This window comes from Limnobacter alexandrii, assembly GCF_005871185.1.
Lineage (GTDB): Bacteria > Pseudomonadota > Gammaproteobacteria > Burkholderiales > Burkholderiaceae_B > Limnobacter > Limnobacter alexandrii.
On the sequence record NZ_SWKN01000008.1, the window covers coordinates 269,517 to 285,578 of the forward strand.

The 16,062-nt window shown below is 53.0% G+C and carries 17 protein-coding genes; 7 read left to right on the forward strand and 10 right to left on the reverse strand.

Annotated elements, in window-relative coordinates; genetic code table 11:
* Positions 1–50 precede the first annotated feature (50 nt).
* From FCS97_RS10850 to FCS97_RS10860, 3 genes are read left to right on the forward strand one after another with little or no spacing between them, the layout of a single operon-like run.
* On the forward strand, positions 51–1,940 hold the full coding sequence (locus tag FCS97_RS10850) for a potassium transporter Kup (protein WP_138518444.1): 1,890 nt from the start codon (positions 51–53) through the stop codon (positions 1,938–1,940).
* A gap of 53 nt (positions 1,941–1,993) precedes the next feature.
* Positions 1,994–2,203: a DUF3820 family protein gene (locus FCS97_RS10855; RefSeq protein WP_138518445.1), complete on the forward strand. Its 210-nt coding sequence runs from the start codon at positions 1,994–1,996 to the stop codon at positions 2,201–2,203.
* A 24-nt stretch (positions 2,204–2,227) separates the two neighbouring features.
* The gene (locus FCS97_RS10860) at positions 2,228–3,478 is read left to right on the forward strand and encodes a TIGR03862 family flavoprotein (protein WP_138518446.1); all 1,251 of its coding nucleotides are present in this window, start codon (positions 2,228–2,230) and stop codon (positions 3,476–3,478) included.
* Here FCS97_RS10860 and FCS97_RS10865 read toward each other — a convergent pair.
* The gene (locus FCS97_RS10865; RefSeq protein WP_246066258.1) at positions 3,468–4,172 is read right to left on the reverse strand and encodes a class I SAM-dependent methyltransferase; all 705 of its coding nucleotides are present in this window, start codon (positions 4,170–4,172) and stop codon (positions 3,468–3,470) included. The genes FCS97_RS10860 and FCS97_RS10865 overlap by 11 nt on opposite strands.
* A gap of 27 nt (positions 4,173–4,199) precedes the next feature.
* Positions 4,200–4,931 (reverse strand): NYN domain-containing protein, encoded by a 732-nt coding sequence (locus FCS97_RS10870; protein ID WP_138518447.1) that lies wholly within the window; start codon positions 4,929–4,931, stop codon positions 4,200–4,202.
* A gap of 143 nt (positions 4,932–5,074) precedes the next feature.
* On the opposite strand from FCS97_RS10870, the gene FCS97_RS10875 reads away from it, so the two are divergent.
* Both FCS97_RS10875 and FCS97_RS10880 read left to right on the forward strand, forming a co-directional pair.
* Positions 5,075–5,914, forward strand: a complete 840-nt coding sequence (locus FCS97_RS10875) for an SDR family NAD(P)-dependent oxidoreductase (RefSeq protein ID WP_138518448.1) — start codon at positions 5,075–5,077, stop codon at positions 5,912–5,914.
* 14 nt (positions 5,915–5,928) lie between these two features.
* Positions 5,929–6,909: an NADPH:quinone oxidoreductase family protein gene (locus FCS97_RS10880; RefSeq protein WP_138518449.1), complete on the forward strand. Its 981-nt coding sequence runs from the start codon at positions 5,929–5,931 to the stop codon at positions 6,907–6,909.
* A gap of 4 nt (positions 6,910–6,913) precedes the next feature.
* Here the strand turns inward: FCS97_RS10880 and FCS97_RS10885 are convergent, their stop codons facing one another.
* The 3 genes from FCS97_RS10885 to FCS97_RS10895 form a co-directional block, all read right to left on the reverse strand.
* On the reverse strand, positions 6,914–7,312 hold the full coding sequence (locus FCS97_RS10885) for a GreA/GreB family elongation factor (RefSeq protein ID WP_138518450.1): 399 nt from the start codon (positions 7,310–7,312) through the stop codon (positions 6,914–6,916).
* A 223-nt stretch (positions 7,313–7,535) separates the two neighbouring features.
* Positions 7,536–8,159: an LON peptidase substrate-binding domain-containing protein gene (locus FCS97_RS10890; RefSeq protein WP_138518451.1), complete on the reverse strand. Its 624-nt coding sequence runs from the start codon at positions 8,157–8,159 to the stop codon at positions 7,536–7,538.
* A gap of 43 nt (positions 8,160–8,202) precedes the next feature.
* Complete coding sequence (locus FCS97_RS10895) at positions 8,203–8,838, reverse strand: LysE family translocator (protein ID WP_138518452.1); 636 nt, start codon at positions 8,836–8,838, stop codon at positions 8,203–8,205.
* Positions 8,839–8,942: 104 nt separating this feature from the next.
* Between FCS97_RS10895 and FCS97_RS10900 the strand changes: the two genes are divergently transcribed.
* Complete coding sequence (locus FCS97_RS10900; RefSeq protein WP_138518453.1) at positions 8,943–9,794, forward strand: LysR substrate-binding domain-containing protein; 852 nt, start codon at positions 8,943–8,945, stop codon at positions 9,792–9,794.
* Between the two features lie 68 nt (positions 9,795–9,862).
* Positions 9,863–10,690, forward strand: coding sequence for an MBL fold metallo-hydrolase (locus FCS97_RS10905; protein ID WP_138518454.1), 828 nt, complete (start codon positions 9,863–9,865; stop codon positions 10,688–10,690).
* A 7-nt stretch (positions 10,691–10,697) separates the two neighbouring features.
* On the opposite strand, the gene FCS97_RS10910 is transcribed toward FCS97_RS10905, so the two are convergent.
* Genes FCS97_RS10910 through FCS97_RS10930 form a run of 5 tightly spaced genes read right to left on the reverse strand, consistent with a single transcriptional unit; the run spans position 10,698 to position 16,062 of the window.
* Positions 10,698–11,471 carry an enoyl-CoA hydratase/isomerase family protein gene (locus FCS97_RS10910; RefSeq protein WP_138518455.1) on the reverse strand — a complete coding sequence of 258 codons (774 nt, stop codon included), beginning with the start codon at positions 11,469–11,471 and terminating at the stop codon, positions 10,698–10,700.
* Positions 11,472–11,491: 20 nt separating this feature from the next.
* Complete coding sequence (locus tag FCS97_RS10915) at positions 11,492–12,961, reverse strand: LVIVD repeat-containing protein (protein ID WP_138518456.1); 1,470 nt, start codon at positions 12,959–12,961, stop codon at positions 11,492–11,494.
* A 19-nt stretch (positions 12,962–12,980) separates the two neighbouring features.
* On the reverse strand, positions 12,981–13,640 hold the full coding sequence (locus FCS97_RS10920; RefSeq protein ID WP_138518457.1) for a DUF305 domain-containing protein: 660 nt from the start codon (positions 13,638–13,640) through the stop codon (positions 12,981–12,983).
* A gap of 59 nt (positions 13,641–13,699) precedes the next feature.
* The gene (locus FCS97_RS10925; protein WP_138518458.1) at positions 13,700–14,737 is read right to left on the reverse strand and encodes an NAD(P)H-dependent flavin oxidoreductase; all 1,038 of its coding nucleotides are present in this window, start codon (positions 14,735–14,737) and stop codon (positions 13,700–13,702) included.
* Between the two features lie 5 nt (positions 14,738–14,742).
* Complete coding sequence (locus FCS97_RS10930) at positions 14,743–16,062, reverse strand: MFS transporter (RefSeq protein WP_138518459.1); 1,320 nt, start codon at positions 16,060–16,062, stop codon at positions 14,743–14,745.

Here is a 16,062-nt window from a genome sequence, read left to right on the forward strand (position 1 = left end):
GTTGCAGCGCATGATGCAGGCTGTTTTCACACTGCTGAAGCGTTGTAATCATGAACAAGCCCGACTCAAAAGATAGAACCAAAGCTGGCCTGGCTGCCCTGACCTTGGGCGCCATTGGCGTGGTCTACGGCGACATTGGCACCAGCCCGTTGTACACAGTAAAAGAGGTGTTTGGTGAGAACAGTGGCGTGCCATTGAATCCCGAGAACCTGACTGGCGCCATTTCCGTCATTTTTTGGGCCTTGATGCTGGTGGTCACTTTGAAGTATGTGATCCTGATTTTGAAGGCTGACAACAATGGTGAAGGCGGTGGATTGGCGTTGACAGCCCTGGCTTCGGAAGCTGTGCGCAAAAATCCCGGATTGAAAACTGTTTTGTTGTTGGTGGGTGTGTTCGGTGCCACGCTGTTTTATGGCGACAGTGTCATAACACCGGCCATTTCAGTGCTGGGTGCCATGGAAGGGCTAACGCTGATTACTCCTACATTAACGCCCTATATTATTCCGCTCAGCGTTCTAATTTTAATTGGCCTGTTTCTCGTACAGCGCCATGGCACGTCAGTGGTGGGCAAGTTTTTCGGACCCATTATTGTGTTGTGGTTCGTGACGCTGGGCGTGGTGGGTGTGGTCAATATTGCAAATGCTCCCGAAATTTTATATGCACTGAATCCGGTGCATGCTGTTCAATTTGTGCTCGATAGAGGCTGGGGTTTGTTTGCCGCGTTTGGCGCCATTGTGTTGGCTTTAACAGGTGCGGAGGCTTTGTATGCCGACATGGGACACTTTGGTAAAAAGCCGATTCGCCTGGCGTGGACATTTTTTGTATTCCCCAGCCTGGCTTTGAATTATTTGGGGCAGGGCGCATTGCTGATCGCAGACCCCAGCGCCATTGAAAACCCGTTCTATCGCTCGTTCCCTGAAACCACGGTCATTCCTGCATTGGCCTTGGCCACCATGGCAGCCATTATTGCATCACAGGCGGTTATTTCTGGTGCGTATTCCATGAGTAAGCAAGCCATTCAACTGGGCTTTTTACCGCGCATGAAAATTCAGTACACCTCGGCCAAAGAATCCGGCCAAATCTACATGCCCGCTGTGAACTGGCTGTTGTTGGCGGGCGTGTTGCTGGCGGTATTGATGTTCCAGAATTCTTCGAACCTTGCGGGGGCTTATGGTATCGCGGTCACCTTGACCATGTTGATCACCACCACGCTGACTTACTTCGTGATTCGCCACAGCTGGGGCTTGCCTGCGTTGCTGTCACTGGGTGCCACTATCTTTTTCATTCTGATCGACATACTGCTGGTGGTCAGCTGCGCATTTAAATTGCTGGATGGTGGCTGGTTCCCGATTGTGTTGGGCCTGGCCCTGTTTGTGGTGATGTCCACCTGGTGGCGTGGCCGCAAATTATTGATTAAAAGCATTCAGAAAGACGGTATTGATTTGAACGATTTTTTGCCCACACTGAATGTGGATCAAATTAACCGTGCTTACCGCACGGCCGTGTACCCTGTGGCGGATCCTGACAAAGTACCCATGGCTTTGTTGCACAACCTGAAGCACAACCAGGTGCTGCATGCATCGAATGTAATATTGACGGTGGTGTTTGAAAGTGTGCCGTGGGTTGGCAATTTGAACCGCGTTGAGGTGAAGTCGCTAAGCCGCGGGTTTTGGCAAGTGACGGTGCGCTATGGCTTTATGAACACGCCTGACATTCCCAAGGCTTTGGAGTTGACTGACGAGGTGGGCCTTAAAGTTTCTCTGTTCGAAACCACTTACTTTTTAAGCCGCGAAACTGTGGTGCCCACGGCGGGTTCGGGCATGGCGAAGTGGCGCGAGCAATTGTTCGCCACCATGAGCCGCAATGCGGGTGGTGTAGTGGATTTTTTCAGATTGCCCTCGAATGCGGTGGTGGAGTTGGGTACGCGGGTACAGATTTAACGCGCAAGGGTAAACCTTGCTGGGCGGCGGGTTTCATGCTTTATAATTTTTAAATGAATCCAGACGATCTACAAAAGCTTGTGACCATGAAAATGCCTTTTGGTAAGCACCAGGGCAAGTTGCTTGCAGACCTGCCCGGCAATTACCTGAACTGGTTTGCCCGTGAGGGCTTTCCGAAAGGTGAAATTGGTCGTTTGCTTGCCTTGATGCAGGAAATTGACCACAACGGTTTAAGCCACTTGCTCAAACCACTTCGCAATTAAACTTCAAATTAAGCCTATCACTGCATGCCTGACACCTTGAATAAATCAGTGGCCATTGTTGGCGGCGGTCCTGCGGGCTTGATGGCCGCGGAGGTGCTTAGCAACGCTGGCGTGCAGGTGGATGTGTTTGATGCCATGCCTTCGTTTGGACGCAAGTTTTTGTTGGCGGGCATCGGTGGGCTCAATATTACACACAGCGAAGAGTACACAAAGTTTTGTACCCGCTATGCAGACCGGCAACCCAATTTACAAACCACACTGGATTTGTTGCCCCCTGCGCAATTGTGCGAATGGGTGCACGGTTTGGGCATTGAAACCTTTGTGGGTACTTCAGGGCGAGTTTTTCCGAAGGAAATGAAGGCAGCGCCTTTGTTGCGGGCCTGGTTGCATCGATTGCGAAGCAAAGGAGTGCGTATGCATGTGCGCCACAGGTGGCAAGGTTGGGACGCGCAGGGCCAATTGCAATTTTCTACGCAGAATGGTTCAGTTGAATATTCACCCACGGCCACAATACTGGCGCTGGGCGGCGCAAGTTGGCCCAAGCTGGGTTCCGATGGCGCATGGGTTCCCCTGTTGCGTGGGGCCGGTGTTGATGTGGCTGAACTTGAAAGCGCGAATTGCGGTTTTGAGGTGACGTGGAGCGATTACCTTCGCGAAAAATTTTCCGGCTCACCGTTGAAATCTGTAACTTTGAAATTCACGAACGAGCATGGACGGGAAACCGAGCGGCCAGGTGAAATGGTGATTGGTCAGCATGGTGTAGAGGGCAGCTTGATCTACGCATTCTCGCGCGAAATTCGCCAACGCTTGAATGCGCAGGGGAGTGCAACGTTCACGCTCGATTTGTTGCCGGGGCGCAGCGTTGATCGGGTTCGAACTGAAGTGGCGGGTTTGGCTCGCAGCAGCCAGTCTGTGTCCAGCTACTTAAAAAGCAAGCTGGGCATTGCAGGTGTGAAGTTGGCCCTGTTGCATGAAGTGTTGGGCAAAGATGATTTCAAGAACACTGACAAACTGGTTTCAACCATCAAGGCCCTGCCGATTACCGTTCATGCGGCGCGGCCAATTGATGAAGCCATCAGCACAGCGGGCGGCGTGCGCTTCGAGAGCATGGACAACAATTACATGTTGACCAACAAGCCCGGTACTTTTGTCGCGGGTGAAATGCTGGATTGGGAAGCACCCACTGGCGGCTATTTGCTGACTGCTTGCTTCGCCACGGGAATGGCTGCAGGACAGGGCGTGCTGCGTTGGTTGAACGACTCAACTACGGATTGATGAATGTGATCATGTTCTGCCAACTCAGGCTTTCGGCCTTCTCGTACTTCAGGCCCAAATCTTCTGCCTCTTTTTGAACCTGCGTCACGCTCATGGTGTGCAGGGCTTTGATCGGCACATCGGGGTCAAAGGCCCTGTACTCTACAAACACAATTTTTCCGCCTTTTTTGACAGCCTTCATCAGCGATTGAAGCGTTTCGCGCGGGTATTCAAGCTCGTGATACACATCGACCATAATCGCCACATCCAGTATTCGGTCGGGCAGGTTCAGGTTCTTCTCGTCCGATTGTCGAATTTGCATGCGGCCTTTGGGCAAACCCTCCGCTTTCTTTTGCAGCATTTTGATCATTTGGGGTTGAATATCAACTGCCCAAACCACACCGTTGGGTGCAATTTTTTCAACCATCAGTTGGGCGATGTGCCCGGTACCCGCGCCAATGTCGCCGATCACCATGCCAGGTTTTAAATTCAATTTCTGGATCAGTAAATCGGTGCGCTCTTCTTCAAGACGCTGCGGGCGCTCAAGCCAGGGTGCACCTTGCCAGCCCATTACTTTTGAAATTTGACGGCCGCAATACGATTTGCCAATGCCATCCGGGTGGGGGTTGGCAATGGTGGTGTAAGTGCATGCGGCCCATGTTGATCTGCTTAATGCAAAAAATATCAGCAGTGTGCCAAGGATCAGCTTAAGCATTCGAGAGCTTGATTGGTGCATACGAATTTATTTGTCGTTGTTGTTCTCATTGGTTTCTCTGAGCGTCACCCAATGTGTTCCACCCTCGTATTTGGTTGTTAAATCAGGAAAAGTCTTTACCATTTCGAGCAATCCGGAATGACCAAATTTTTTCGGTGTAAATCCTGGATCGCTGCGACGCAAGTAATTGCCGAGAGCACCCAAACCTACCCAACCTTCCGGGGAGTCGGTTACCAACAAAGCCACGGCTGACTTGAGCATTTTGGGTTTTTGCTTCTTGGCAACTTGTTTGGACTGATCCTTACTGGGTGTGGCTTCTGGTGGTTGGAACTCGAAAAACTGATCCGTTGCATTGCGCAGTGCATCCGGTGTTTTTTCTTCTCCAACGATATAAACCATTGCGCTGCGTTCTCTCAGCTTTCTGCACAAATAAGCAAAGTCGGAGTCACTGGTCACCAGGCAAAAAGTGTCAACTCGTTCATCAAACAATATTTCAACTGCATCCAGTGCCAACGCAATGTCTGCGGTATTCTTGCCTGAGGCATATTGATATTGCAAACAGGGGGTGAATGCCAAGCGAACCAAGGCGTCTTGCCACTTGTTGGCCAGGGTTGAATGATTTCCGTAACCACGACGCACCACCACTCGACCAAATTGTGCAACCACTCGAAGTGCATACTCCAGAATTTCTGGTGTGGTGTTGTCGCAGTCCACGAGTACTGCGACACGTTTTTCCTGGCTATTGATTTCTGATGTCATATGATTCTCTGAGGTGGCTGTAGTCAATATTAGCACTTCGCTTCTAGTTCCATGCGGTGACCCAAATTCATCTCACCTTCTGCTAATCTGAGTTGGCTCGCTAGAGGCACACTGAACAATAAAAGCAAATGGAGACGTGAACAATGAAAGAATTCAACGGCAAAACTGCCGTGATCACTGGGGCGGCCAGTGGCATTGGTTTGGCTTTGGCCAAACATGCAGCAGCACAGGGCATGAATGTGGTGCTGGCCGACATCGATGAGGCTGCACTTTTTGCGGCGACAGAACAACTGAACTTGCCGGCTGATCGGGTGTTGGCGGTGCGCACCGATGTGCGCCATGCAGCAGAAATAAAATCCCTTGCCGATGCAGCATATTCAAAATTCAACGCCGTGCATTTGCTATTCAATAATGCGGGAGTGGCCTTGGCGCGCACCACCTGGGAACACAGCGTGGCCGATTGGGAATGGGTTTTGCAAGTGAATTTGTGGAGTGTGGTGCACGGTATTTCTGAATTCCTGCCACGCATGCAGGCACAGGGTGGCGAGGCGCATATTGTGAACACAGCCTCGGTGGCCGGGTTGGTGTCTAACCCCGGTATGGCGGCTTACAACGTGAGCAAGCACGGTGTGGTAACGCTGAGCGAAACCTTGAGCCTTGAGCTTCAAATGACTCAATCAACGGTGGGTGTTTCGCTGTTGTGCCCGGCTTGGGTGCCCACTGGTATTGGCAATTCCGAGCGCAACCGCCCAAGCGATGTGGCGCAAACCATGCCAATTGAGGGGTTTTCTGCACAATTGAACAAGCGAATTGGCAAGGCCATTGCCAGCGGGCAGTTAACTGCAAGTGACATGGCCGTGGAAACTTTCAATGCAATTTCCGAGAAGCGTTTCTATGTGATTCCACACAGTTACATGTTCCCGGTGATTGAAACACGTATGCAAGAAATTCTGGGGCAACAAAATCCCACATTGCCAAAATAAGAAGGAGACAAACAATGAAAGCATTGATGTGCAATAGCCTTGGTTTGCCCGACACCTTGGTGTTTCAGGAAACTGCCGACCCACAACCGGGCCCGGGGCAGGTGGTGGTGGACATGAAAGCCGCGGGGGTTAATTTTCCCGATGCCTTGATTATTCAAGGCAAATACCAGTTTAAGCCCGCCTTGCCGTTTGCTCCTGGCGCTGAGTTGGCCGGTGTAGTGGCTGCGCTGGGTGAGGGTGTAAAGAATGTGAAAGTGGGTGACCGCGTGATTGCAATGTGCACACACGGAGCGTTCGCTGAAAAAGTGCTGGTTCAAGCCAAGCAGATTATTCCAATGCCTGCGGCCATTGATTTCGAAACTGCCGCCTCGTTTACCTTGGCCTATGGCACTTCCTACCATGCCTTGAAAGCTCGAGGACAACTGAAAGAAGGGGAAACCCTGTTGGTGCTTGGTGCTGCGGGCGGCGTGGGTTTGGCTGCCATTCAAATCGCGAAAGCTTTGGGCGCGAAGGTGATTGCTGCCGCTTCTTCAGAAGAAAAGCTGGCTATTTGCAAAGAGAACGGGGCTGATGAATTGATCAATTACAGCACCAGCGATTTGCGTGAACGCGTGAAAGAATTGACTGGTGGTAAAGGGCCGAATGTAATTTTTGACCCGGTGGGCGGCAAGTATGCAGAGCCTGCATTTCGAAGCATTGGCTGGAATGGACGTTATTTGGTGATTGGTTTTGCAGACGGTGAAATTCCCAGCCTTCCTCTGAATTTACCACTGTTGAAAGGTGCCGCGGTTGTGGGTGTTTTTTGGGGCGAGTTTGTGAATCGACAGTTGTTTGACTTCATCAAAGACCTTGGCGAAATGTTTGCCTTGATCGAACAAGGCAAACTGAAACCACTGGTGTCCAAGCTTTATCCGCTCTCGCAGGGCGCACAGGCCCTGCAAGACTTGTTGGACAGGAAGGTGGTGGGCAAGGTGGTGATTACTGCCAACAGCTGAGGGGCTAGGTGATGTAGTCACCACTGGCCTCGGGTTGAAACAGTATCTCTTTCACCATGGCGAAATGTTGCTCGCCATTTGGGCTTGCCCATTGTGCCAATGTGCCTGCTTTTCGCCCCAGCAAGCTGGCACCCACCGGGGATAACACGGAAACACAGCCTTTTGCAGGTTCCGCATCGCTGGGGTAACACAGCATCAGTTTTTTGCTGTGTCCACTTTCTGTTTCAACAATCGTGAACAGGCTGTTCATGGTAATTACATCGCTTGGCATTTCTTGCGGTGTGGTTACCTCGGCATCATCAATCGCTTCCAGCAACTCAGGCGGGAGTGAGGTGTTCAATTTGGAAATGCGAGCCAAATCCAGCTCGTTTATCCATCGTTCGGACGTGCGTAATTTTGTCATCTTTAACTCTCAGGCTGTTGCGCTTGGAGTTTGCCCGGCGATGCGTTTGGTGTGCGCGAAATTGAAAGGTGTGGTGGGTGATCGCCGGGCTTAGGAATGTGCGGCCGGCGGACAAAGCTGCACGCAGCCACACGCCTTGCCGTTCAGCAATGCGAGCAGTGAGGCTGCAGTGAGTCTGTTGAGTGTAATCATGGCCGAATGGTAGGCCGCTTCCGCAATTTGGTCAACTCTTGAGCAAACCCTGCGCAGCCAGGGTGTCATCGATCAACTCCAGGCGCAGCAAAGGATTGTCGAGCGCTAAAAGCTGGAGTTTGGTGGGTTTGTCCAAGGGCAGTAATTCACACCAGCGGTTGGCCACCCAGCCGCTGTCCATCAACTTGTAAGGTTTTCGAAATGGCAGTTGTTCTTCGGTAATTCCTTGTTCGTCGATTGAATTGATCAAGTTGGCCAGGGCATTGGCGCTGCCTTGAAGGTAATCTGGAATTTCAATAACAGGGTCAGCAGGCAGCATTTGAATTTCGCCCATCCACAAGCCGTTTTTCTCTTGTGTGGCATTTAATAACTTGAATCGCTGGCTGCCCACGGTTGAAATTTCGATCAGTGTAGGTGTCACAAACTCGTGTTTTTCGATGTTCACCAGCGTGCCAATCTTGGCCAATTGGATTTTCTCGTCTGGGCGGCGCACTTCATTGCCATCTAGCAGGCTTACAACACCAAAGGGCGTGTTGTCGCGCAGGCACTTTTTCATCAAGTCGAGATAGCGCACCTCAAAAATTTGAAGGTTCAAAATACCCTGTGGGTATAGCACCGTGGTGAGAGGGAAAAGGGGCATAGCCGCTTGAGACATTGTCAAATTCCTTGGGCAAATCTTCTACAACAACCCAAGCATATCAACCCAAGGCCTGTAATGCCATCTCTGCGCTTAAGGCCAGTAAAGTAATTCCCATGAGCAGGCGTTGAGCCAAAAGTAACGCGGGTTTTCGAGCCAAAAAACTGGCCATGCTGCCAGAAAACATCGCCATGCCCGCATTCACGCCAGCGAACATCGCGATGAGTATACCGCCGTAAAAGAGCGACTGTTCCAATACCTGGCCTTGTGTTTCGTCAATGAATTGCGGCAGTAGGGTGAGAAAAATTAGCGCCAGTTTTGGGTTCAACAAACTGGTGGTGGCACCCATCGCGAATAGTTTGCCTGTATGTTCGCGCGGTAAGTGGTCGCGAATTTCAAGTGGCGAGCGACCACTGGGGCGAATGGCACTCCACCCCAGCCAACCCATGTACACCGCACCACAGGCACTCAGTATTTGCGCGGCATGAGGCTGTGTTTTAAAGAAAGCAGTGATCCCAAATGCGGCACCAAACATGTAAAAAAGGTAGCCCACAATGACGCCGCCCAGCGAGGTCAACCCAGCGCGTCGCCCCTGAGTAATTGAACGCGAGATCACATAGATCATGTTGGGGCCAGGTGTAATGGACAACAAACTGCCCACCACCAAAAACGCATACAGCGAACTCAGGTCTTGCACTTTGAATATTCCTTGATGGGTGAATCGCGAGGTGAATTATTGAATGCTGGATAAATTTCGTAAAACGAATTAAATTGAAGTAATTATTCAGAAAAACTGATGAAATGAAAAAACTCGATCTGGACGCTCTGGCCATGCTTGTTGCAGTGGCTGACTCGGGCAGTTTCGCGGCGGGTGCTGCTTTGGTACATCGCTCGCCCTCGGCGGTCAGCATGCAGATCAAGGGGCTGGAGAGCCTGCTGGGTAAACCCCTGTTTTTGCGCGACACCCGGAACCTGGAGTTGACAGCCGAAGGGCATACCTTGCTGGGCTATGCCCGACAAATGTTGGCCTTGCGTGATGAAGCGTTTGCAGAATTAACCCGACCTGCATTGACTGGGCGGGTCAGCATCGGTGTGCCCGATGACTATGCTTCGTCTTTGCTGCCACCGGTGTTGCGGAAATTTTCTGCGACTTACCCCCGAGTGGAAATACAGGTGGTGGGTCGACCCAGCCATCACATTGCGCAGATGGTGAAAGACAATGAAGTGGACTTGGCCGTGATTACACGCACCAAGGGTTGCCCGGGAGTGTTGTTGCGCATGGAGCCCTTGGTGTGGGTTGGCTCGCCCAGCAACAAAAATATCTGGAAAGAGCGCCCCTTGCCGCTGGCTGTGTTTGGTGAGGGCAGCACCGCACGCGCCCATGCCCTGAAAGCCTTGCAGCAAGCCAAAATTCCCTATCGCATGTCGTATGAGAGCCCGGCTGTGCAGGGCTTGGTCAGCATGGTAGACGCTGGTCTGGCCATTGCGCCTTTGGCCCAGTGTGGCGTGCCCTCGCACCTGGTGCGACTGGGGGCAGAGGAAGGCTTGCCCAGTTTGCAGCCAGTGGAGGTGGTGTTGTCCAGAAGTACAAAGTCAAAGCGCCCGCCTTGTGATTATTTTGCTGAATTGTTGGTTCAGGAGTTGGCGAATTGAGCAGCTTAAGGCATTGTGGACGGGTTGCAATTTAAACTGAACATGTACAACTACACGGAAATTGACCGATGAAAATTCACCACATGAATTGCGGCACCATGTGCCCAATCTGCAAACGATTGATCAACGGCAGTGGTGGTTTTTTTGAGCGGGCGAACATGGTGTGCCATTGCTTGCTGGTTGAAAGCGAGCAGGGTTTGATTCTGGTGGACACAGGCGTGGGCACAGGTGATGTGCGTGAGCCCAACCGGCGTTTGGGCGCAGGGTTTGTGGCCATGCTGGCACCACAATTGAAAATGGAAGAAACAGCCATTGAGCAAATCAAAACCATGGGGTTTAAAGCGAGTGATGTGAAGCACATTGTTCCCACCCACCTCGACCTGGACCATGCAGGCGGTTTGAGCGATTTTCCCGATGCGCAGGTGCATGTGTTTGAGCCAGAACACCGGCATGCAATCAAGCCAAGCCTGCGCGATTCCCTGCGATTCAGAAAAGCGCAGTTTGAGCATGGCCCACAGTGGGTTATTCATTCAGAACCAGTTGAAACTTGGTACGGCTTTCAAGCCATTCGCCCGATCGCAGGCGTTGACCTGTTGATGGTGCCACTGATCGGACACACCCGCGGCCATGTGGGGGTGGCGGTCAAGCAGGGCAATGACAGTGGCAAGAAGTGGCTGTTGCATTGCGGCGATGCCTATTTTCACCGAAGTGAAGTGGCCTTGAAGCACGAAGACCCCATGCCCGCTGGCGTGGCATTTTTTGAAAAGCTGGTGCAAACACTGCCTGCGGAGCGCGTGGCCACGCAGGCGCGTTTGCGTGAGTTGGTGAAAAGCAGTGGCGATGAAGTAGAACTGTTTTGCGCGCACGACCCCGTGGAGTATGCGCGCTACCAATAAAGCAGATTTAGCTTTTGGCTTTCCGCGCTGCGGCCAGTTGGGCTTGCAGCGCATCAATGCGCTGGTGGTTGTCTACTGAACCAATGTAACTTCTGAACAGCCATTCCTGCGTGCGCATGGACATGTCCAGGTCTTGATTCAGCACCACATTTGAAAGCCGCTTTGTTTCAGCCAAACACGCACGGTCGTACTGCGCCATGTCGCGTGCAATTTGTGCAACAGAACTCAACAACTCGCCTTCTGGAAACACCTTGCTGACATAGCCCATGCGCTCAGCTTCAGCCGCATCATAAATGCGACCAGTCAGCGCCACTTCCTTGGCGCGGCCCATGCCAATGATGCGCCACAGCGGGTCCATGATGGGCGTTAACGACAACACAATTTCACGCTGCCCGAACTTGGCACGGGTGGAGGCATAGCGAATGTCGCACATCATGGTCAAATCAAAACCGCCTGCAATGGCAGCACCGCCCACAGCGCAAATGACAGGTTGTTCGCAGAATAAAATTGCGCGGTATGCGCGGTGAAACAGGGCAGTGTAGGCTTCGTTGTTCACCTTTTCCAGTTTGCGAATTTCGTTGAGGTCAAAGCCTGCAGAAAAGTATCGCTCGCCACCGGTGAACACAATCACGTTCACATCTTGCCTTGTACCCAGCGCGTTGAACATCGCCGTTACTTCTTCAAGCACATCAGGCGCCAAGGCATTGCCCTTGTCGGGCCGGTTGATGGTGACTGTGGCTACACGGTCGGCCACTTCAAGATTCAAATACTGAAAGTTCATTGAGATCAATTCCGGTTGAATTATTTCCACGCGTTGTTGGTCACCTTGACCACATAAAAGCCTTGGTATCCATCGGTGTACCAAATCTCTTTGCGTTCAGGCACAAATGCCGGGCTGGACATGGCCCAGTTGCTGGCGGGTGCTGGCAACGTTAACACACGCGGCTTCACCGGGGCGTTGAAATAGGCCACTTCAACCGGGTTGGCGGGGTCGCGAATGTCAAAAATTCGCAGACCTGACAAAATCATGCTGCACGCCACAATGGTCGGGTTCACACGCGTTGGAATGTTGCAGTAGTGTCCTGCGTACCCACCTGTGGGGTTCTGTGCGCCGGGGTCACTTGCAATTTCTTCGCGGTTGGCAATGTTGTGCACATCAAGCCGCAAGTTTGAAATGACCTTGGGTTTGGTTTCATCCGAAATATCGATAATGCGCGCCGCACCCACGTTGGGGCCGTGAATGCCCACAGGCAAGGGCCCACTGTTGCCACCGGAATACTCGTCTACTTCCATCACATATTGTTTGCCATTGCTGGTGAACGGAATGGCGTTTTGTGGAATGGTCACCGTGTCCCAGGTCAGGCGGGAAACCTCACGCACTTCGGGGTTGGCTTTGCGGGCCTGAATGTCGGTAATGTCCAGCACCAACATACCGGCCGGGTCGCCAATACTGGCCACATAAGCGCGGTTGCCATCGGGGCTGATCGACAAACCATGCGATGAATATTGCCCTGCCCACAGGGGGCGTGGCAGGCTTGGATTGGAAATATCGAGTGCTACCAATGTGGAGGTGGAAGGCGAGCCCGAGAAGAATGTTTTGCCGTCGGGAGAAATGCCGCTTTCATGGCCAAACAAGCCCAGGGGTGTTGACGATTTCAACACCGGGTTGCGGCAGTCCTCGGACACATCGTAAATATCGACAATGCCCGGGCCAAATGCCGGATTGCCCAACACGGCGGCCAACACGCCACCTTCCTGGCTCACCACCAGTGATTCATGCGGCGACAGCATGGCGGGTGTGATCAGGCGGGCGGTGCGCACGGGTTTGGTGGGGTCGCTCATGTCGAACACATTCACGCCCAATTCCAGGTCCAGAATATTGGTGGGGAACAACAAGGTGCTGTCTGCGAATGCGCAGTCACGGCCAGCCTTGTCGCGGTAACGTTCAACCTTGAAGCCACCCACGGTACCAATTACGCGCTCGGGCGCAAACGAGCCCACCATTTGTGTATTGCAAGTGAAGCCTGCCGCAGCCAAACCCGCATCGTGATCCGCTTGAGAAACCCGACCCTGCATGCCTGTTTCAGGTCTTGAGCCTGGGCCACACTGGCCTTGTGGCGTGGCGGTAATGTTTAATCCATCCACGACCTGACTGGGGTTGGTGCGTACCCCGGCGTTGCTGCTGCTGGAATCGGAGCCGCCCAGGCAGCCGGCAAGCAGCGTGGGTAACAGCACAGCGCCAAGCGCCACTTGTGTTGGTTTATTCAACATGATTGGGAATGTCTCCGGTTCAGGATTTTTTGAGTTGTTGTAGTTTCAATTGGATCCAGCCAATTTCCATGCCTTGGTCTCGAATCATGGCACTGGCCAAGGCTTTGACCAGGCTTGCTTCACCATTTCGGTTGGCAAACCAGGCCATTGGAATGGCTGCACGGTGGTGGGCTAGCATCAATTCAAGAAAAAGAATTTCCTTTTCCGTGCCCGTGGCGTTTTCAAGTTGTTGAAGTTGTTCAGGGGTGGCTACACCAGCCATGGCACCGCCGTCGGCTTTGCATTGGGCCTGGTAAAGTTGGTCGTCCAGGTGCCTCACATTGGTGGCATTTTCTACCCAAGCCATGGGTGGACCGGCCAGCATCACGGGTTCGTTCCAGGCGGTTAGCCAGCCTTCCATCACGCCCATTTCCCGGGTTTGCTTCATGATGATGGACTGGGCCAAGGCTTGAATTTCGGGAGACGCCTTGTCGCGCATCATCATCGACATTTGAATGGCTTGGGCATGGTGCAACAACATGCTGCGGGCGAAGCCTGAATCGATGGGGCTTACCGCGTCGGGGTTTTTCTGTGTAGCTTGATAAGCGTAGGCACCCAAGCCAATGGCCAGAACCAAAACGGCCATCAATGCAAAAATTACACGCATGCGGCGTGAGGCAGGTGTTTTGGGCTGTTGCATGTCTCGCGAAATTGTTGTGATGTATATACCACTTCTACTTCGAAAAACCTGTCTTGGATTCAGTCCCTTACAGTGGTAAGAGTGCTGACAAGTTCGCGCGTTATCAGTGCCGCGCCTGCTTCCCTGCAGGCACTGGCGTTCTGGCCAGCCCACAGGGGCGAGAAGTCGCCTGAACCCATGCTTTCTGCTTTGGCCCGCAGTGGCGCAATGCCGGGTGTAGCCAATGGAAATTCAGGTGGAAATTCGGATAAGGGCCCGAGTTCACGCATTACCCTGTTCACAATCCCGCGCGCAGGCCTGCCGCTGAACAGGTTGGTTAGCGCCGTGTGGCGTGCAGCCTCACTTTGCAGGGCCTTGCGATGAATGGCACTGGTGCTGCATTCATCGGCCAGCATGTAGGCTGTGCCCACTTGTACTGCGCTGGCACCCAAGGCCATGGCCGCAGCCACACCTTCTGCAGTGGCAATACCACCAGCCGCGATCACCGGCACGTTTACCGCTTTAACCACTTGGGGCAGCAGGGCGAACGTACCCATTTGCAAATTCAAATCATGGTTTAGAAAATGCCCGCGGTGCCCGCCAGCCTCCAGCCCTTGGGCGATGATGAAGTCACAGCCATTGGCTTGAAGCCACAACGCTTCTTCCACCGTGGTGGCTGAAGACATAATTTGTGCGCCCATGGCCTTCACGCGTTTCAGCAATTCCGGTCTGGGTAAGCCAAAGTGAAAACTCACAACGGGTGGTTTGAATTCTTCGAGCAGTTCGGCTGATTCCGCGTTGAAAGGCGTGCGCCCCTGGCCGCTCGGAAATTCATCAACGTTCAAACCCAATTCATGATAATAGGGCGCCAGTGCGCTTTTCCATTTCAGGTTGCGCGCAGCATCGATTTCCGGCGGGGTGTGTGCGAAAAAGTTGACGTTGTAGGGCTTGTTGGTGCCCGCTTTAATTGCCAGCAGTTCAGCACGAAGTTGTTCAGAAGTGAGCATGGCGCAGGGCAGGGAGCCCAGCCCGCCGGCATTGCTGACTGCATTGCACAGCGCACTGGTTTGCACACCCGCCATGGGCGCCTGCACAAGCGGGTATTGGGTATTGAACATGGTTGTCAGTCTTTCAATTCCAGCGCACGGTTCAGGCTCAGTGCGGCCAGCGAACCAACAGCACCGGAAAGCAGGTACAGGCTAACGTATTCCAAGCCAAAATGTGCGGCCAGCCCCAAGGCCACCAGTGGTGCAAAACCTGCGCCCACCAGCCAAGCCAAATCGGATGTCAACGCGGCACCCATGTAGCGGTACTTGGCTTTGAAGTTCGCGGTGACTGCACCAGCAGCCTGACCATAGGACAAGCCCAGCAATACAAAACCGATCAGGATAAATGCCGTTTGCCCGTGGTCGCCACCGTCCATCATGTGGGGTACAAAGAAGCTGAACAAGGCAATCAAAATGGCCAGGAAGCCCAGGGTGTTTCTACGGCCCAGTTTGTCAGCAATTACGCCACTAAGCACCACTGCACCGGCAGCCAACACAGCCCCTGCAATTTGAATGACCAGGAATTCGGAAATAGAGCGTTCAGAGTGCAGCGCAATCCACGACAGGGGGAACACGGTAACCACATGGAACAAGGCATAGCTGGCCAGTGCAGCCAAGGCACCCACCAAAATGTTGTGGCCTTGCGAGCCCACAATTTCAGTCACCTTCACGGGCTGCAGTTCACGTTCTTCAAGTAAGCGCGCGTACTCACTGGTGGCCACCAAGCGAAGGCGTGCAAACAAAGCCACTACGTTGATGGCAAATGCCACGTAGAAGGGGTAACGCCAGCCCCAGTCCAGAAAATCGGCGCTGGACAATGCAGACAGCAAGTAGGCAAACAAACCCGCGGCGATAATAAAACCGATTGGCGCGCCCAGTTGACCCAGCATGGCGTACCAGCCACGCTTGTTTTCAGGTGCGTTCAAGGCCAGCAAGGAAGGCAGGCCGTCCCATGAGCCACCGAAGGCCAGGCCCTGGCCAATTCGAAGCACGGCCAGCAACACGATTGCTGCTGCACCCAGCGAAGCGTAGCTTGGCAAAAAGGCAATGCCTGCCGTAGAAATACCCAGCATAAACAAGGCCACAGTCAGTTTGGTTTCTCGGCCAAACTTTTGTTGCACCATCATTAATGCCACTGTGCCAAACGGGCGGGCGACGAAGGCAAACGAGAAAATCAGGAAGGAATACAGGGTGCCGGTGAGTGGATCTTCGAAGGGGAAGAACACCGCAGGAAACACCAATACCGATGCAATGGCGTACACGAAAAAGTCAAAATATTCAGACGCGCGACCGATGACCACCCCAATGGCAATCTCGCCAGGTGTCACGTTGCTGTTACTGCCATGGTGGCCCGGTGTAACGCCTTGTTCCGCGTGAATTGTGCTTGTGCCGGACAT